At 48.5% G+C, this 17,558-nt stretch carries 17 protein-coding genes and 2 tRNA genes; 7 read left to right on the forward strand and 12 right to left on the reverse strand.

Translation table 11 applies throughout. From position 1 onward, the window contains the following. Positions 1-102: 102 nt before the first annotated feature. The 6 genes from KUA48_RS14320 (at position 103) to KUA48_RS14345 (ending at position 3,532) form a co-directional block, all read left to right on the forward strand. Positions 103-1,431, forward strand: a complete 1,329-nt coding sequence (locus KUA48_RS14320) for a sigma-54-dependent Fis family transcriptional regulator (RefSeq protein WP_118253807.1) — start codon at positions 103-105, stop codon at positions 1,429-1,431. Beyond that, positions 1,428-1,949, forward strand: a complete 522-nt coding sequence (locus KUA48_RS14325) for an LptE family protein (RefSeq protein WP_119226833.1) — start codon at positions 1,428-1,430, stop codon at positions 1,947-1,949. Before KUA48_RS14320 ends, KUA48_RS14325 begins: the two co-directional genes overlap by 4 nt. Before the next feature lie 107 nt (positions 1,950-2,056). Next, positions 2,057-2,836, forward strand: a complete 780-nt coding sequence (locus KUA48_RS14330) for a tetratricopeptide repeat protein (RefSeq protein WP_218433406.1) — start codon at positions 2,057-2,059, stop codon at positions 2,834-2,836. Positions 2,837-2,872: 36 nt separating this feature from the next. Beyond that, positions 2,873-3,268, forward strand: coding sequence for a preprotein translocase subunit SecG (gene secG / locus KUA48_RS14335; RefSeq protein WP_119226835.1), 396 nt, complete (start codon positions 2,873-2,875; stop codon positions 3,266-3,268). A 78-nt stretch (positions 3,269-3,346) separates the two neighbouring features. Next, positions 3,347-3,422: transfer RNA gene (locus tag KUA48_RS14340), tRNA-His, on the forward strand. Positions 3,423-3,456: 34 nt separating this feature from the next. Next, positions 3,457-3,532 (forward strand) — tRNA-His (locus tag KUA48_RS14345). A gap of 192 nt (positions 3,533-3,724) precedes the next feature. Here KUA48_RS14345 and KUA48_RS14350 read toward each other — a convergent pair. From KUA48_RS14350 to KUA48_RS14375, 6 genes are all read right to left on the reverse strand, one after another. Continuing rightward, positions 3,725-4,297 (reverse strand): L-threonylcarbamoyladenylate synthase, encoded by a 573-nt coding sequence (locus tag KUA48_RS14350; protein ID WP_118253812.1) that lies wholly within the window; start codon positions 4,295-4,297, stop codon positions 3,725-3,727. A 37-nt stretch (positions 4,298-4,334) separates the two neighbouring features. Beyond that, complete coding sequence (gene fmt, locus KUA48_RS14355) at positions 4,335-5,429, reverse strand: methionyl-tRNA formyltransferase (protein ID WP_153079597.1); 1,095 nt, start codon at positions 5,427-5,429, stop codon at positions 4,335-4,337. Between the two features lie 80 nt (positions 5,430-5,509). Continuing rightward, entirely contained in the window at positions 5,510-7,324 is a 1,815-nt protein-coding gene (locus KUA48_RS14360) for a chloride channel protein (protein ID WP_371833714.1), read from the reverse strand. 15 nt (positions 7,325-7,339) lie between these two features. Beyond that, on the reverse strand, positions 7,340-8,926 hold the full coding sequence (locus KUA48_RS14365) for a peptide chain release factor 3 (protein WP_119237144.1): 1,587 nt from the start codon (positions 8,924-8,926) through the stop codon (positions 7,340-7,342). A gap of 58 nt (positions 8,927-8,984) precedes the next feature. Next, on the reverse strand, positions 8,985-9,539 hold the full coding sequence (locus KUA48_RS14370) for a DUF4924 family protein (RefSeq protein ID WP_006846332.1): 555 nt from the start codon (positions 9,537-9,539) through the stop codon (positions 8,985-8,987). A gap of 82 nt (positions 9,540-9,621) precedes the next feature. After that, a complete protein-coding gene (locus tag KUA48_RS14375; protein WP_118253816.1) occupies positions 9,622-10,299 on the reverse strand; it encodes a LysE family translocator in 678 nt (225 codons plus the stop codon). 310 nt (positions 10,300-10,609) lie between these two features. Here KUA48_RS14375 and KUA48_RS14380 point away from each other — a divergent pair, with 310 nt between their 5' ends. Then, positions 10,610-11,590: an ROK family protein gene (locus tag KUA48_RS14380; protein WP_119226838.1), complete on the forward strand. Its 981-nt coding sequence runs from the start codon at positions 10,610-10,612 to the stop codon at positions 11,588-11,590. A 232-nt stretch (positions 11,591-11,822) separates the two neighbouring features. Here KUA48_RS14380 and KUA48_RS14385 read toward each other — a convergent pair whose 3' ends face one another. From KUA48_RS14385 to trpC, 6 genes are all read right to left on the reverse strand, one after another. After that, positions 11,823-12,389, reverse strand: a complete 567-nt coding sequence (locus KUA48_RS14385) for an aminodeoxychorismate/anthranilate synthase component II (protein WP_218433404.1) — start codon at positions 12,387-12,389, stop codon at positions 11,823-11,825. Positions 12,390-12,470: 81 nt separating this feature from the next. Continuing rightward, complete coding sequence (locus KUA48_RS14390; protein WP_153138894.1) at positions 12,471-13,910, reverse strand: anthranilate synthase component I family protein; 1,440 nt, start codon at positions 13,908-13,910, stop codon at positions 12,471-12,473. Positions 13,911-13,932: 22 nt separating this feature from the next. Continuing rightward, the gene (trpB, locus tag KUA48_RS14395; RefSeq protein ID WP_022121018.1) at positions 13,933-15,132 is read right to left on the reverse strand and encodes a tryptophan synthase subunit beta; all 1,200 of its coding nucleotides are present in this window, start codon (positions 15,130-15,132) and stop codon (positions 13,933-13,935) included. A 77-nt stretch (positions 15,133-15,209) separates the two neighbouring features. Continuing rightward, positions 15,210-15,986, reverse strand: coding sequence for a tryptophan synthase subunit alpha (gene trpA, locus KUA48_RS14400; protein ID WP_118253821.1), 777 nt, complete (start codon positions 15,984-15,986; stop codon positions 15,210-15,212). A gap of 13 nt (positions 15,987-15,999) precedes the next feature. Further along, positions 16,000-16,620, reverse strand: a complete 621-nt coding sequence (locus KUA48_RS14405; protein WP_119237142.1) for a phosphoribosylanthranilate isomerase — start codon at positions 16,618-16,620, stop codon at positions 16,000-16,002. A 5-nt stretch (positions 16,621-16,625) separates the two neighbouring features. Next, complete coding sequence (gene trpC / locus KUA48_RS14410; protein WP_118151989.1) at positions 16,626-17,438, reverse strand: indole-3-glycerol phosphate synthase TrpC; 813 nt, start codon at positions 17,436-17,438, stop codon at positions 16,626-16,628. Positions 17,439-17,558: the final 120 nt, after the last annotated feature.

A 17,558-nucleotide genomic window follows, 5' to 3' on the forward strand; every position in this document is an offset into this window, starting at 1 on the left:
GACGCAAAAAAGGCTAATCTGCCCTGTAATCAGACCTCCCGAACGTTAAAATTAAAAAAAAATGCAGATAATTCGGAAAAAATGAGTAATTTTGGCAGCTAAATGGATACTTCCGAACTACAAAAGATAAAACAACGCTACAATATCGTCGGTAACAGCGACGGATTGAACCATGCGCTCGACGTAGCCCTACAGGTAGCGCCGACCGATCTCTCCGTGCTCATCATCGGCGAGAGCGGTGTGGGTAAGGAAATCATTCCAAGGGTGATTCACGACAATTCGCCACGCCGCAGAGAGAAATATTTCGCCATCAACTGTGGAAGCATTCCGGAAGGAACCATTGACAGCGAACTCTTCGGACATGAGAAGGGTTCCTTCACTGGAGCCATAGGCGAAAGCGAAGGATACTTCGGTATTGCCAACAAGGGTACCATCTTCCTTGACGAGGTGGGCGAACTCCCGATACAGACGCAGGCAAGACTGCTGCGCGTGCTCGAAACGGGAGAATACATCCGCGTGGGTGGAACTGAGATAAGGAAAACGGATGTCCGCATCGTGGCAGCCACCAACGTAAACATGCGCAAGGCTGTGAGCGAAGGCCGCTTTCGCGAGGACCTCTACTACCGCCTCAACACTATCCCGATACAGATGCCTGCATTGAGAGAGCGTGGAGACGACATCCTCCTGCTCTTCCGCCTCTTCGCCATGCAGATGGCCGAAAAATACCGTCTGCCTAAGATTTCACTCTCAGATGAGGCCAAGCAGATCATGCTGAAATACAAGTGGCCGGGAAATGTGAGACAGCTCAAGAACATTACCGAACAGATGTCAGTGCTAAGCCGGGAAAGAGAAATCGATGCACAGACTCTCACCCAGTTTATTCCGAGAGATGAGGAGTCTACACAGCTCGCCACCATACAGAAGGATGGCAAGGACGACCATAGCTACGCCAGCGAGCGCGAACTGCTATATAAGATTCTCTACGAACTGAGGGGCAACGTGAGCGACCTGAGACGAGAGATGAACAGCCTGCGCAAGCAACTCGATGAGGCCCGCCAGTTGGGCGGTACAGGCGGATATGTTTCTCCGGTTCAGCCGAATACCCAGGTAGCTCCAGTATCATCTGTATCTCCGGTTTCATCGGTTTCTCCGGTATCTTCCGTACCTCCGATTACCGATCTCGACGAGCTACAACACATCCGTCAGGAAATAGCTACAGGAGGCATGAGGGGCACTTACAAACCCGAAGCCGAGGATGCTGAGATTGAGGAGATCAAGGAAGAAAACGAGAATCTGAACCTCAGCGATCTTAGCAAGCAGATGATAGAAAAGGCACTGGAGAGAAACAACGGAAACCGCAAGAAAGCGGCAGAAGAACTGGGAATCTCCGACAGAACTCTGTACAGAAAGATTAACAAATATAAGTTATGAAGCATATACGCGCGTACCTATATATAATAGGAGTCACACTGATGGTGGCGGTCATGGCAGCATGCTCCGTGAGCTACAAGTTCAACGGTGCCAGCATCGACTACACCAAAACCAAGACCATACAGATAGCCGACTTCCCTATCAGAAGTTCGTATGTATGGGGTCCGATGGGTCCGATGTTCAACAACGAACTCAAGGATAAGTTTGCCAGCAACACCCAGCTCATACAGGTGTCACGCAACGGAGACCTGAAGATAGAGGGCGAAATCACCCAATATTCTCAGCGCAACAAGTCGGTTAGTTCTGAGGGATACTCAGCACAGACCGAGCTCAGTATCACCGTAAACGTACGTTTCACCAACACCAAGAACCATACCGAGGACTTCGAAAAGCAGTTTACATCTGCCAAGACCTACGACACCACTCAGAGCCTTGCCTCGGTGCAGGAAGAACTGGTAACCCAGATTATCAAAGACCTGGTAGACCAGATATTCAACGCTACGGTAGCTAACTGGTAAAGTAAGTGAAGAACGAAGAGTGAAGAATTTAACGGCTTTACTAATCATAAAGTTCAAAACTCAATGTTCAATGTTTAAAGTTCAAAATAAAATAAAGTAAAAATATCGTGGAATTAAACAGATTGATACAACACCCGGAGGAAATGAACCGAGAGACGCTCTACGACTTGCGCGCCCTCTTGGCCTTATATCCGTATTATCAGACGGCACGCCTGCTGATGTTGAAGAATCTGTACCTGCTCCACGACCCGAGTTTCGACGAAGAACTGCGCCGTGCAGCCATCTACATCACCGACCGTAAGATTATCTTCGAGATGGTAGAGGCAGCCCACTATCAGATAAAAAACGCCCCTGAAGAGGCTGAATCCGACAAGCAGCAAGGCGTAAGAGGAATAGGAGCAGAAAAACACGGAGACCGTACTAGCGACCTCATCGATCACTTCCTGGGATCCATACCTATGGAAGAAGACGAAGAAGAGAAGAAGGAGAAACGTAAGCCTACACCTGCTGACGCGGCTGTAGACTATGTGGCTTATCTCATGGAGACCGAAGACCAGCAGGAGCCAGAAGATACTTCGCGCACCATGAGTCTCATCGACGACTTTATGGAGGATGGCGGTTTCAAACTGCTCAAAATCCAGCAGGACGAAGATTACAAACCAGAATTTACTCCCGAACTTCAGACCGATTCCGGCAAGGATGGCGAAGAGGAAAACAGCGGTGTATTCACCGAAACCCTCGCCCGCATCTACATCAAGCAGGGCAAGTATCAGAGGGCTTACGAAATCATCAGCCGCCTGCATCAGCAGCATCCTGACAAGAACGGATATTATGTTGACCAGCTCAGATTCCTTGAGAAACTGATGCTGAACAGCAAGAAGAAATAAAGAAGAATAATAAATAAATAAAACTAGTTTTAAAAAATGGCTTACACATTATTAGTAGTATTAATCGTCCTGGTAGCTATCCTGATGATTTTCATCGTGCTCATCCAGGAATCAAAGGGAGGTGGACTTGCAAGTAACTTCTCTTCAACCAACTCAATCATGGGTGTTCGCAAGACCACTGACATTGTTGAGAAATTAACATGGGGCCTCGCTGCAGCCTTGGTTGTCATCAGCGTGGCATGTGCTTATGTAGCCCCTCAGGCAGCTGGCGAAAGCAGTGTTTTGGAGGGAGCCACTCAGGAGCAGACCGCTCTTCCTGCTATGCCAGGTGCTAGCAAGGATGCAGCAGCAGGTGCGCAGAAGGCTATTCCTGCAGCTGGTGCAGATGCCCAGAAGGCAGCTCCAGTTGTTCCAACAAGCCCTGCAAAATAAAAAATAAGAAAAAAGGTACGAAAAAATTTGGTAGAACCATTTTTTTTTCGTACCTTTGCACCCGCTTAACAAGAATATGGTGGACGTAGTTCAGTTGGTTAGAGCGTCAGATTGTGGTTCTGAATGTCGTGGGTTCGAGTCCCACCTTCCACCCAACTATTTTTGAAAAAGCAAAACATAACCAATATGGTGGACGTAGTTCAGTTGGTTAGAGCGTCAGATTGTGGTTCTGAATGTCGTGGGTTCGAGTCCCACCTTCCACCCAAGATAAACCCTGCAAGATTCATTTCTTGCAGGGTTTCTTGTTATATATCCGTATTGAGCGGAATTCTTTTTTGTCATATAAACGAATAACAATAGTACTTCTTAAAGTATATTATAGACAGAAACATACAAAAAAGCCTGCTAAGGGAAGAAAATATCCCTCTAGCAGGCATTCATATAAGGATGGAAAACCTATCTGATTACTTTCACTTCACCATCCTTAGCAATCTTAACGATGCTGGAAGGCTGATGTGGTTTATGCTCCTGACGGCGGCTCCAGCAAACATAATCTACAGCATTGAGGATTTCCTCGGAGATGTCGCGATAATTCTGTGCAGCAGGCTCACCACTCACATTAGCACTTGTACTTACAATAGGCTTCTGAAAACGGTAACAGAGTTGTTTGGAGAAAGGCTCATAGGTTATACGCATCGCCAGACTTCCATCCTCTGCTACCAGATTATTAGCCACTCCACTCGCATCATCAAGAATAACCGTAGTAGGCTTTACAGGCATGGCAGCATCGATGAAATCCCATGCTACCTGTGGCACATTGCGGAAATAACGCGCCATGCGGTCAGCAGAATCTATCAGGCAGATAAGCGCCTTAGAATCGTCACGTTTCTTTATTTCATAAACTTTCTTTACCGCTTCAGGGTTGGTGGCGTCGCATCCTATGCCCCATACGGTATCTGTAGGATAGAGTATCACTCCACCCTTTCGCATGCACTCTACAGCACGCTTGATGTCTTCATCTACAGTCATAATACTATAAAACTAAAAATCAAAAATCTTTTGAATCTTAAAAATCGTCACTAACATCTTTCTTCAAACACTCATAATAAGCTATGTCCTTCATACCATTGAGAAAAGCAGAAGCATCCATGCGTTTCTTGCCACTGAGCTGCAACTCCTGAATAATGAGCCATTCGTCAAGGCAGGCTACTTGTAACGACTTCCCCTCAACGCGGAGCGATCCCACAGGCGCATCACCACGCTTCATACATGAAAGACGGGTAGAAAATATCTTAAGTACCTGAATTTTCTGTGTACTCTGCTTATGGGATGGATGAGCAGTAGGCTCAGGGAACCTCACGTAATCATCATCGCCCTTAGGATCGTCAAAGAATACTACTGTCTCCTTCTTCTTAATTTCAGTCCATGCACCAGGGTATGGAGAAAGACCGCGGATGAAATCATACACCTGCTTGGCAGGCTTGTGGAAGTCGATGCGGCAAGTATCCTTGAAGATTTTCGGAGCCGGCTTTAGTTCGGCACCCTGTCCTATCATTTCGCTCTGAGGAATGGAACCGATATTGCCATCGGCAGCGATGAGCGCATCAATGGTTTCCAGCGCCAATTCAGCACCAAGATGCATCAACCCGTCGTAAACATACTCCACATTTGCCGTCTCCGGAATAGGAAAACGTCTCTGCAGGATGATGCGACCGGTATCAATATCGTGGTCGAGGAAGAAGGTGGTAACACCCGTCTCCTTCTCGCCATTAATCACTGCCCAGTTGATAGGCGCCGCACCGCGATACTGCGGAAGGAGGGCTGCATGTACATTAAATGTACCATATTTCGGCATCGCCCAAACCACCTCTGGCAGCATGCGGAAAGCAACTACCACCTGCAAGTCAGCCTGATAAGAACGCAACTGCTCCACAAAGTCTGGGTCCTTCATCTTTACAGGCTGCAGCACCGGTAAACCATGCTCTACGGCATACTGCTTAACCTGCGAAGGTTGCAGCGTATCCTGATGTCTGCCCACCGGTTTATCAGGCTGCGTAACCACAGCCACAACATTGTAACCGCCCTCTACTAGGTGCTTGAGGGATTCCACCGCAAACTCCGGTGTTCCCATGAAAACAATTCTCAAATCCTTCTTCTCCATAAAACACTAATATTTTAAAATAAAACCAGCAAAGCCGTTGAATTCTTCACTCTTCGTTCTTCACTCTTCACTTAAAACTCCTACTCTGCCGACATATCCGCTACAATCTGCCTGTACATGGAATAGATTCTAGTACGGCTGATGTAACCCTTAAGTACGCCTGCCACATCAACCACTGGCAGTTGGGCGGCATCGGTTTTATCAAATTTCTGCATCACCTCGTCCATACTGTCATGTTCGGTAAGAACGGCAGCAGGCTGCATCATCAGCTGACGCACGGTGAAATGCTGATACAGTTCGGTGCGGAAGATAATGTGGCGAATCTTCGTAATATCTATTACTCCCAACAGCACACCCGCCTGATCCAAAACAGGCAGAAAGTTGTTGTTACTGCGACTTATCTCACTCACCAGCTTGCTCATCGGCAGATCCGAACCTACCGGATGATAGTCTTTCTCAATGACATCCTGCATGCCCAGCAGGGTGAGCGCAGCCTTGTCAATATGGTGGGTGAGCAGCTTGCCCTCTCTAGCCAGACGCAGGGCGTAGATACTGTGACTCTCGAAGATGCTGATGGTGAGCAGCGAAGAGATGCACACTATCATCAGCGGCATGAAGAGCTGGTAGCCGCCCGTGAGTTCGGCGATGAGGAAGATGCCCGTAAGCGGTGCATGCATCACGCCCGTAATGAGGCCCGCCATACCCATCAGTGTAAAGTTCTGCTCAGGAACATAGACACCTACCTGATTCACATTCCAAAGGCGCGCAAAGAGGAAACCGGCAAAACCTCCGATAATGAGCGAAGGAGCAAAGGTACCACCGCATCCGCCACTACCATTGGTGGCCGAGGTGGCAAAAACCTTGGTAAAGGTTACCAAGGCGATATAGAGGATGAGCAGCTGGTTGTGCCCGTAGAAGAGCGAACGGCTCATCACCTGCCCCCAGTCTTCCACATTCTGTCCCTTCAGCAGCACGTTGACTGCCGTATAGCCTTCGCCATAGAGCGAAGGGAAGAGGAAGATGAGCGAACTCAGAATCAGTCCGCCAAACAGCAGCTTTACGTATGGATAAGGCGAAAGCTTGGCAAAGAAGCCCTCGCATGCCGACATGGTGCGCATGAAATAAAGGCTCACCAAACCGCAAAAGATGCCCAATAACAAGCAGGCAGGCACGCGGTCGAGCGCCCACGGATTGGTAAGCGTAAAATCGAAAAGGCTCTTGGAGCCCATCAGGATGTAGGTAAAGCAAGTAGCTGTTACACAACTGATAAGGATAGGCAGCAAGGAAGCCATGCTCAAGTCTACCATCAGCACCTCAAGCGTAAACACGAGTCCGGCAATAGGCGCCTTAAAGATTCCAGCAATGGCTGCAGAGGCGCCACAGCCCACCAGCAGAATCATGGTTTTCTTGTCCATGCGGAAGATTTGTCCCAGGTTTGAGCCGATGGCCGAACCCGTGAGCACAATAGGAGCCTCGGCTCCCACGGAACCACCGAAACCGATGGTGATACCTGATGCCACCACCGATGACCAGCAGTTGTGGGCCTTGAGCTTGGAATTTTTGGTAGAGATGGCGTAAAGCACACGGGTGATACCGTGGGAAATATTATCTCTGACCACATATTTAATAAAGAGCATGGTGAGGTAAATGCCCACAATCGGGAAGAGCAGGAAGAGCAGGTTATAGGTGCCCTTGTTAAATCCCGAAGTGAGCAGCAACTGTATTTCGTGCACAATGCCGTGCAGGAAATATCCTGCCACCGACGCCAGAAGGCCGATGATAAAAGCCAGGATAAGGGTCATCTGGCGGTCAGAAATATGTTTTTTCTGCCAATCCACCATCTTACTGACCCATCCCTCTTTCTGCCCGTTGTAATCTAGAATTTCTTCATCCATCTTTTTTACATTGATTTAGAATTCCGATGTGAAATGGAACTTGATGTGTTCAAAATCCTGCTGCGCCATGCTCAACACGTAGCCCGAATCGGCAAGAAAGACATCGCGCCCCTCAATATCCTTGGCCATGTACTGGTACTTGCGCTTCTTGAAGTTCTCGAGTTCCTTCTCGTCATCTGCCTCTATCCAGCAAGCCTTGTGAAGATGCACGGGCTCCCAGCGGCACTTGGCGTTGTACTCGTTCTCCAGGCGGTACTGGATAACCTCGAACTGCAGCTGACCAACCGTGCCCACGATGCGGCGGCCGTTGAACTGGTTGACGAAGAGCTGCGCCACACCCTCGTTCATGAGCTGCTCCAATCCCTTCTGGAACTGCTTGTTCTTCATCGGGTCATCATTCTCGATGTACTTGAAAAGGAGTGGAGAGAAGCTTGGCAAACCGCGAAAATGCATCTTCTCTCCCTCCGTCAACGTATCTCCTATCTTGAAAATACCGTTGTCTGGCAAACCTACAATGTCACCCGGATAAGCCTCGTCAATGGTACTCTTGCGCTGTGCCATGAACTGGGTAGGCGAAGAGAAACGCACGTTCTTATCCAAGCGCACGTGGTAATATGGCTGATTTCTCACAAATTTGCCCGAGCATATCTTACAGAAAGCGATGCAGGAGCGGTGGTTTGGATCAATATTGGCTGTAATTTTGAAGATGAAACCACTGAACTTAGGTTCTTCAGGCTTCACCAGTCGCTCATCTGCCTGGGTGGGTCTAGGAGATGGAGCAATATGAACAAAACAGTCGAGGAGTTCCTGAACACCAAAATTGTTCAGTGCCGAACCGAAGAACACAGGTGCTACTTCGGCCGAACGGTAGGTTTCTTCCTCAAACTTAGGGTAAACACCATCTACCAGTTCCAGTTCCTCACGCAGTTGTGCAGCCTCACGTTCACCAACCCGCTCGTCGAGTTCTGAACTTTGGATGTCTACCTCTACCTTCTCGGTAACTCGCTGTTTGTTAGGGGTAAAGAGGTTCAGCTGATGCTCGTAGATGTTGTAAACACCCTTGAAACGGGCGCCCTGACCGATAGGCCAACTCAGCGGGCGAACCTTGATTTTGAGCTCTTCTTCCAACTCGTCAAGCACATCAAACGGGTCGCGTCCCTCACGGTCCATCTTGTTGATGAAGATGATTACCGGGGTATTTCTCATGCGGCACACCTCCATGAGTTTACGGGTCTGTGCCTCCACACCCTTGGCAGAGTCAACCACGATGATGGCTGAATCTACGGCTGTAAGTGTGCGGTAGGTATCCTCGCAGAAGTCCTGGTGACCTGGAGTATCCAGGATATTCACCTTATAAGGTTCTCCCTCCTGTCCGGCAGGGAGATAATCAAATTCCATTACAGATGTAGATACCGAGATACCACGCTGTTTCTCAATATCCATCCAGTCAGAAGTCGCAGTTTTGCGAATCTTGTTATTCTTTACAGCACCTGCCACCTGAATCTGTCCACCGAAAAGCAGAAACTTCTCGGTCAATGTTGTCTTACCAGCATCCGGGTGAGAGATAATGGCAAATGTTCTTCTTCTTTCTATTTCGTTCATCCTGTTGTAAATATATAATAATGTATATTCTTAAAAAGTAATCACTAATAACTAATCCCTACATGTCGTCATCATCAAACTTGAGTCCCTCGGTTCGGTCTTTGATGTAATAATCGCTGAGCAGACCTATGAAAACGGTTATCTCCTTGATGGCCCTTTCGGTTTCGGGCGTAATTTCCTTCTTCTGCAGGCGCAGCATCATCACACCATAGAGAGCATCGAGGCAGGTTTCAATCTCGTTGAGATCCTTGTCGCCCCGCTGGCGCAGCTCTACGATGAAAGGCAGCACCTTGTAATATTCGGCATTGTAGATAGGAAACTTGGTGCTCTGCAGCAGCATGCCGTGCAGATCAATGACGTCCTTCAGTATCACCTTATTAATATTAAGGTGTCCTCCCTCGCGCTTTCCCTCCTCGTTCATCATGCGAATCAGGTTGCCAAACCAGTCGAGTTCTTCCTCGCGCTGCTCGGGTGTAAAGTCGAACCGGTCTACATAATTCTTTTTGATGACAGGCAGCGAGCATCCGTAAGCTCGGATGATGTCCTCAATCTGCCACATATATAATAAGTATTCTGCGATACTTTTCTTTCTTAATTCTTGTGCTACAAACATAAACTTTGAACTGTTAACTTTTGAACTTTATGCTTTGCCTTCTTCTGATTGAAGGGGTGTTTAAAGACCTGTTTAAGGACTTTTAAAATTCCGGCAGATGATACAGATTGAAAATCGTGCCGAAGAGAGCGATGATGGAGAAGATGATGACCACGCTGCCTATTACCTTATTGATAATGACGATGCCGTTGGTATCAAACTTGTTCCTAATCTTGTCGACGAGCCAGGTGAGTCCGAACCACCACAGCAGGGCTCCGAAGACGATGCTGAGATACCCTACTCCCATTTCTACCGGCATATCCGGTACGACGAAAGCAAACTGCGCGAAGGTGGCCATGAAGAGGAACACGATGAGCGGATTGGAGAGTGTTACGAGGAACGCCGTGATGCCATTGTGCATCAGGGTGCCCTGCTTGTTGCTCGACTTGTGCATGTTCTTCATCGGGTCGCTCTTGAAGCAGTAGATTCCGAATACGAGGAGCATCAGACTGCCGAAAATCTGAAGATAGAACTTGTTCTCGGAGTTACTCACAAAATCCATTACAAAACTCATGCCCAAGCCTGTAAACAGAGCATATACAATGTCGCTGCATGCGGCACCCACACCTGTTACAAACCCATACCAGCGACCCTTGTTGAGTGTACGCTGGATGCAAAGGATGCCTACCGGACCCATAGGGGCTGAGGCAAGAACACCGATGACAATTCCTTTGAATATGAAGTCAAGGATGTTTATCTCAATTGGAAATGCTAAATTCATCTTAGTATCGTTACAATTTCTAACAGTCGGCAAAGTTACAAAATTTTGGGCACAAAGCACAATTTTTTTGCCTAAAAGTTCATTTTATATCCGTTTTTTATATTTTCGGGCACGGATTACACGGATTACGCGGATGTTCTGCATGAATATAAACAGGATTTAGGGCAACAGAGAAATTTCGGACAGCAAATCATCTGGCAGAAAAAAAAGAAAATTAAAATTTTTTATATTTAAAAATAAACGAGATTCAAAAGTTTTCAGTATCTTTGCCGAGAAATAAAATAATTCTAACTAATTTTAAATAATTAACATGACAGATAATACACTTAAACCGTACGTAATAGGCCTTGACCTCGGCGGTACAAATTCAGTTTTCGGCATCGTAGATGCTCGCGGAGAGATCAAAGCAACAACTGCCATCAAGACAGGCGGTTACGGAAAAGTTGAAGACTATGTGAAGGCAGCCGTAGAAGCTCTCCAGCCTATCATTGATACGGTAGGCGGCATTGACAAGATTAAGGCAATGGGTATCGGTGCGCCAAACGCAAACTATTATAATGGAACCATTGAATTCGCTCCAAATCTTCCTTGGGCACACGACGGAGTGGTACCATTGGCCGACTTGTTCAGCAAAGCCCTCGGCGGCTTGCCTGTAGGTATGACCAATGATGCCAACGCTGCTGCGCTCGGCGAGATGACATACGGTGTAGCAAGAGGCATGAAAAACTTCATCGACGTTACGCTCGGTACAGGCGTTGGCTCTGGTATCGTCATCAACGGACAGATGGTTTACGGCTGCGACGGATTCGCAGGCGAATTGGGTCACGTTACCATGGTACGTGGCAAAGAGGGTCGTATCTGCGGATGCGGCCGTACAGGATGTCTCGAAGCTTACTGCTCTGCCACTGGTGTGGCTCGCACAGCACGCGAGTTCCTCGAGAAGAGCGATGAGCCTTCATTGCTCCGTGAGATGAATCCGGAGGATATTACATCTTATGATGTGAGCGTTGCTGCAGGCAAGGGCGACAAGCTGGCACTGCGTGTATACGAGTTTACCGGCAAGATGCTCGGTGAGGCTTGTGCTGATTTCGCAGCCTTCTCTTCACCAGAGGCTTTCGTCTTCTTCGGTGGTCTGACCAAGGCTGGCGACCTCATCATGAAACCTATCCAGAAGGCTTATGATGAGCACGTGCTCCGCACCTTCAAGGGTAAGGCTAAATTCCTTGTTTCTACCCTTGATGGTAGTTCTGCTGCCGTACTCGGTGCGAGTGCTGTGGCTTGGGATATGTAAAATTTTTAAAAGATTAAGACAGTTATTAGTAGACCTTTCCTTCATTGGGAAGGTATGATTTAAGTTAATACAAACTCGCGAAACTCGTGAGAGGATTGTAGCGAGGGTTAGATGTTAGTAAAAAGCCTGGCACTCGAGAGAGCGTCAGGCTTTGCTTTCTTATCATAAACAAAAACCTCAACAACCACCATGCGGTCATGGTGGTCATTAAAGTCATTGGTCATTAAGGTCATTAAGCTTTTTCCAACCAGTTTCTCACCATCTTCTTGCCGTCTGGCGTCAGCACGCTTTCCGGATGAAACTGGATACCATGAATATCATAGTTCTTATGCTTCAGACCCATGATGCAACCATCATCGCTTACTGCCGTAACGTCCAGGCAGTCAGGGAATCCCGAGCGGTCTACCACCCAAGAGTGGTATCTGCCAATCTCTATGCGCTTGTCCAACCCGTCGAAAATAACATCGTTGCCAAAATGGGTGCAAGGGGTTGCCACTCCATGATACACCTCAGAAAGATTGGTAAGCTTGGCTCCAAACGCCTCGCCTATGGCCTGATGACCCAGACATACGCCCAGCATCGGCTTGCGGCCTGCATACTTGCGGATAACATCCATCAGCAGTCCCGCCTCCGACGGAATGCCCGGACCCGGACTCAGAATGATCTTGTCGAAGCGCTCCAGCTCCGGCAACTGGAACTGGTCGTTGCGGAACACCGTAACATCAGCTCCCAACTCCTTTACCAGATGGGCAAGATTATAGGTAAAGGAATCGTAATTATCTATGATTACTACTTTCATCTTTTGTTATTTATTATTGATTATTGAGTACAATCAGCGAGAAATAATCACTAATCACTAATCACTAATAATTAATCACTATTACAATTCTTCAGCAATGTGAATCGCCTTGGTCAGCGCACCGAGCTTGTTGTTACACTCTTCCAGCTCATACTCATCATTGCTCTTTGCCACTACTCCACTACCCGCCTGGAACCAGAGTTCGCCGTTTCGGCTAATGAAGGTACGTATCACGATGGCCTGATTCAGGTCGCCGTTCAGACCGATGAAACCGATACAGCCACCATAGGCACCGCGGTTGTGAGGCTCCAGCTCTGATATAATCTGCATCGCTCTCACCTTAGGCGCACCGCTCAGCGTGCCGGCAGGGAAGGTATCAATAAACTCCTTGATGTGGTCGGCATGCTCATCCAACTCTCCGCTCACACGGCTCACGAGATGGATAACATGACTGTAGAACTGCATGTCCTTGTAGAAATCTACTTTCACCCCATGACAGTTGCGGCTCAGATCATTGCGCGCCAGGTCTACCAGCATCACGTGCTCGGCATTCTCCTTCGGGTCGTTGCGCAGGAATTCGGCAGCCTTGCGGTCCTGCTCCATATCTCCTGTGCGTCGGGTGGTTCCGGCAATCGGGTCAATGAACGCCTTGTTGCCCACGATGCGGTTATGGGTTTCAGGCGAAGAACCGAAGATGCGGAAACCGCCGAAGTCGAAATAGAAGAGGTAAGGCGAAGGGTTGATGCTGCGTAACGCACGGTAGAGTTTGAAATCATCGCCCTCATATTTCTGTACGAAGCGGCGGCTCACCACAATCTGGAATACATCTCCGCGCAGGCAGTGCTGTATGCATCGGCGTATGTTTGCCTTGTGCTCCTCATCGGTGAGCGTAGAGGTGGTTTCGCCCACCGGGTGGAAATCATAAGGTTTCACATTTGCCTTGTTCACCGCCTTGAGCAGTTCATCGAGCTCTGGAAGTGAAGAGTGAGGATCTTCACTTTCCTGGAGCGCAATGAGCTCCATGGTGTTGTTGAAATGGTCGAAGACGATGATGTCCTTATACATGATGTAATAGATGTCGGGCGCATCATTCTTCTCCATGGTGGTATCCTTGACTGGGATGTTCTCAAAATATCTCACCGCATTGAAGGTGGTGAATCCGTAGAGTCCGCAGAACTCCTTGCTCTCGCCCTCTACATGGAAGGAAGAGATGAAGTCGTTGATACTCTTTGAGATGGCGAGTTTGCAGTCCTCGCCCTGACCGGCACCGAAGGCAGGAAGCTGCTCTTTCTCTACTCTTCCGTCGGGATAGGTCTTGATGACCTCACCATGACTCACGGCGATGCTTGCCAGCGGATGCACACCGATGAAGGAGCGCGAATTCTCGGAGCCATGATAGTCGGAACTCTCCATAAGAGCCGACTGCGGATAAATATCTCTCAGTCGCATGTAGACTCCCACCGGCGTATAGAGGTCGGCGAGAATCTTGCGGGTAACTGTCTTGTAACTAAACTTTGCCATTTTAAAAATTAAATCTTTGCTATTAGAAGTTTCCGTACTCTCCTGCCATTTCCTTATGGCTCAAATACGTTTCTACATCCTTGTCGCCACGGCCTGACACGGTGAGCACCACCACATCATCCTTCTTGAACTTCATCTTCTTCAGGGCTGCCACGGCGTGTGCACTCTCAATAGCCGGAATGATGCCCTCCATGCGGGTGAGTTCGTAACCGGCGTAGATGGCCTCATCGTCCTTAATGGCGAGCACATGACTCCTGCCCGATGTGGCAAGGTCGGCGTGCATAGGGCCGATGCCCGGATAGTCGAGACCGGCACTGATGGTAAAGGCTTCCTCTATCTGTCCGTCCTCGGTCTGCATCACGAGGGTACGGGCTCCGTGGATGATGCCCTCTGTACCGCAGTGCATGGTGGCAGCGGTATAATCGGTATCTATTCCGTGTCCGGCAGCCTCAGCCAGATATATCTTCACGCGGTCATCATCAATGTAGTGGTAGATGGTTCCGGCAGCGTTGCTTCCGCCACCCACGCAGGCGATGAGGTAATCAGGATAGTCGCGGCCTATCTTCTCCTCCAACTGCCATTTCAGTTCTTCGCTGATTACGCTCTGCATCTTGGCAACAATGTCTGGATAAGGGTGCGGACCCATGGTAGAACCTACGATGTAGAAGGTATCCTGTGGGTGGCAGCACCAGTCACGTATGGCCTCAGAGCAGGCATCGCTCAAGGTCATATTGCCGGTGCGCACAGGGTTCACCTTGGCTCCCAGCATCTTCATACGCTCTACGTTGGTATGCTGGCGTTCCACATCGGTGGCACCCATGAAAATTTCGCACTTCATGTTCATCAGGGCGCATACCGTAGCTGTAGCCACACCGTGCTGTCCGGCTCCGGTTTCGGCAATGATGCGGGTCTTGCCCATCTTCTTGGCCATGAGAATCTGACCGATGGTGTTGTTAATTTTGTGTGCACCGGTATGGTTCAGGTCCTCGCGCTTCAGATAGAGCTGGCATCCGTACTTCTCGCTCATGCGCTTGGCATAATAAAGAGGTGAAGGACGGCCCACATAATCTTTGAGCAGCGCACGGTATTCCTTCTTGAACTCCTCGCTCTCAATGATTGGCTTGTAAGCCTGCTGCAACTCGGTTACACATTTATATAATATCTCAGGAACATACGCTCCTCCGAATTTTCCAAAAAATCCTTTTTCGTCAACTTGATACATAATACTTAGTTTATAATTTATTATTTATAGTTTATAGAGCAAGCCTGCTATACGGCGAAGCCGCTGTTAACTATCAACTACTTTTCGAGGCACTCAAAAAGCCCATCTAAAGCCTTATCCGGATCACCGGTTTCATTGAGCAGGGTTACAAACTTGCTGCCGATGATGGCTCCCGCCGCATTATCCTGCGCACTGGTAAGGGTCTGCTTGTTGCTGATGCCGAAACCTATCATGCGTGGATTGCGCAGATTCATGCTGTTGATGTGGTTGAAATAAGCCAGCTTGGCATCGCCGAAACTGCTCTGGGCGCCCGTGATACTTGCCGAACTGACCATGTAGATGAATCCATCGGTATGCTCATCGATGAAACGGATGCGCTCCTCGCTGGTTTCTGGCGTAATCATCATGATGACACGGATGTCATACTTATCGGCTATGGGTTTTACCACCTTCAGATAATCATCAAAGGGAAGGTCTGGGATGATGGTGCCGCTCACTCCACTCTCTACGCAGCTCTTGAAGAAAGCCTCAATGCCGTAGTGCATGATTGGGTTCAGATAACCCATCAGCACGAGTGGAAGCTGCACTTCATCCTTGATTTCCTTCAGCTGGGCGAAGAGTTTCTTCACCGTCATTCCGTTCTTCAGAGCCACGGTTCCGGCACTCTGGATAACAGGACCATCAGCCAACGGATCACTGAAAGGGATTCCTACCTCAATCATATCTATCCCCTTGCGCTCCATCGCCTTAATTACATCACCGGTACCTTCCAAAGTTGGGCATCCGGCGCAGAAATACAAGCTCAAAAGCTTGCGGTCTTTATTGTTTGCAAATAATGCATTTATCTTATTCATTTTTTTTACCTTTTTACTTTTTTACCTTTAAAAGGAATTCCTTGAGTTTCTCTACATCCTTCAGTCCCGGTTCTATCTCAAACCTGGAATTGAGGTCGATTCCTACGCATCGGGGATGATGGAAAGACAGGATACGGGAAGCATCTTCCGGACCTATGCCGCCACTCAACAGGAATGGAACATCGCCATCATATTCATCCAGTACCTGCCAGTCAAACTGCTGACCACTTCCGCCCACTGTCTTACATTTGGTGTCGAAAAGGAAGTAGTCAACAGCGCCTACATACTCCTTATATTTCAGAATGTCCCCGGCAGTGGAAACACTAATGGCTTTGATTATCTTCATATTCCCCTTTGCTGCACGCAGCTGCTCACACAGTTCCCTGCTCTCGCTTCCATGCATCTGCACCGCATTCAGAGAGAATGAATGAATCTTATCCAACATATTGGAAATGGAATCATTCACGAAGACTCCCACTCGGCACACATTGCGGTCAGCATCAGAGCGAGCCAGCACATGACTGGCATACCGTGGAGACTTAGGATAAAAGATAAATCCCATCATATCAACGCCGAGTTGCGCAACCTGCTTTACATTACCAGGTTCACGCATTCCACAAACCTTTACTAACATTTTCTTTATTGTTTCAACTGCTTAATAAACTCTTGAAGCGCCACGCCCGGGTCAGCCTGTTTCATGAACTGTTCGCCCATCAGGAAACCTCTGAAGCCGCCTTCTTCTCTCAACCGGAGAACCGTCTGCGGGTTGGAGATGCCACTCTCGCTCACCCTGCACACATCCTTCGGAAGTTTCTCTGCCAATCTGAAGCTGTTCTCCACATCAGTAAAGAAGGTTCCGAGATTTCGGTTGTTGATGCCGTACATATCCGGTTCCAGTTCAGCATACTCGAAGTCGCGCTCATTATGCATCTCGAGCAGTACCTCCATGCCCAGCTGGTGTGCCATGTTCATGAGTTGCTTACACTCCTCCTTGGTCAGGCAGGCCGCAATGAGCAGCACGGCAGAAGCTCCGCAGTATCTCGCCTGCAGCAGCTGGTATTCCTCTACCACGAAGTTCTTATATAAGATAGGTAGGGTAACGCCCACATGGCGCGCCTCCTGAATATACTCATCATATCCTCCGAAGTAATCAATGTCGGTGAGGATGCTGAGCGCCGAGGCTCCGTTCTGCTGGTAGGCGAGCGGGATGATGCTCGGCTTACCTTCCTGTTTGATCCAGCCCTTAGAAGGCGATTTGCGCTTGAATTCAGCAATGATTCCCGTTTCCGAGTTCATCAGCGACTCCTTCATGCTTCCGCCCGGCACCTTTCCCCCATCTTCCTGCATTTTCTGCTCGGTGAGGGTTATCATCTGCCGTGGCTGGATAAAGCGCTTACGCTGCTCAATCTCTATTCTTTTATGAGCCACAATTTCCTCTAAAATATCAGCCATTTTTTTCGTTTTTTTATTTAAGATAAAGACTTGGGGAACCAGCGATGGAATCGCTGGGAACGGGGGGAGGGGGGGGGAACAAAGGGGTTAAGGCTCTTTTTACCTTTTTACCCTTTTACC

It is taken from the genome of Segatella copri (assembly GCF_019249795.2).
Classification (GTDB): domain Bacteria; phylum Bacteroidota; class Bacteroidia; order Bacteroidales; family Bacteroidaceae; genus Prevotella; species Prevotella copri_B.

Bases quoted from the DNA above. Each gene is read 5' to 3' on its own strand.
- trpA (WP_118253821.1), bottom strand. From the start codon at position 15,986: ATGAATAAGATAAATGCATTATTTGCAAACAATAAAGACCGCAAGCTT.
- KUA48_RS14375 (WP_118253816.1), bottom strand. From the start codon at position 10,299: ATGAATTTAGCATTTCCAATTGAGATAAACATCCTTGACTTCATATTC.
- KUA48_RS14380 (WP_119226838.1), top strand. From the start codon at position 10,610: ATGACAGATAATACACTTAAACCGTACGTAATAGGCCTTGACCTCGGC.
- KUA48_RS14405 (WP_119237142.1), bottom strand. From the start codon at position 16,620: ATGTTAGTAAAGGTTTGTGGAATGCGTGAACCTGGTAATGTAAAGCAG.
- KUA48_RS14350 (WP_118253812.1), bottom strand. From the start codon at position 4,297: ATGACTGTAGATGAAGACATCAAGCGTGCTGTAGAGTGCATGCGAAAG.
- KUA48_RS14365 (WP_119237144.1), bottom strand. From the start codon at position 8,926: ATGAACGAAATAGAAAGAAGAAGAACATTTGCCATTATCTCTCACCCG.
- KUA48_RS14325 (WP_119226833.1), top strand. From the start codon at position 1,428: ATGAAGCATATACGCGCGTACCTATATATAATAGGAGTCACACTGATG.
- trpC (WP_118151989.1), bottom strand. From the start codon at position 17,438: ATGGCTGATATTTTAGAGGAAATTGTGGCTCATAAAAGAATAGAGATT.
- secG (WP_119226835.1), top strand. From the start codon at position 2,873: ATGGCTTACACATTATTAGTAGTATTAATCGTCCTGGTAGCTATCCTG.
- KUA48_RS14360 (WP_371833714.1), bottom strand. From the start codon at position 7,324: ATGGATGAAGAAATTCTAGATTACAACGGGCAGAAAGAGGGATGGGTC.
- KUA48_RS14320 (WP_118253807.1), top strand. From the start codon at position 103: ATGGATACTTCCGAACTACAAAAGATAAAACAACGCTACAATATCGTC.
- fmt (WP_153079597.1), bottom strand. From the start codon at position 5,429: ATGGAGAAGAAGGATTTGAGAATTGTTTTCATGGGAACACCGGAGTTT.
- KUA48_RS14385 (WP_218433404.1), bottom strand. From the start codon at position 12,389: ATGAAAGTAGTAATCATAGATAATTACGATTCCTTTACCTATAATCTT.
- KUA48_RS14370 (WP_006846332.1), bottom strand. From the start codon at position 9,539: ATGTTTGTAGCACAAGAATTAAGAAAGAAAAGTATCGCAGAATACTTA.
- trpB (WP_022121018.1), bottom strand. From the start codon at position 15,132: ATGTATCAAGTTGACGAAAAAGGATTTTTTGGAAAATTCGGAGGAGCG.
- KUA48_RS14390 (WP_153138894.1), bottom strand. From the start codon at position 13,910: ATGGCAAAGTTTAGTTACAAGACAGTTACCCGCAAGATTCTCGCCGAC.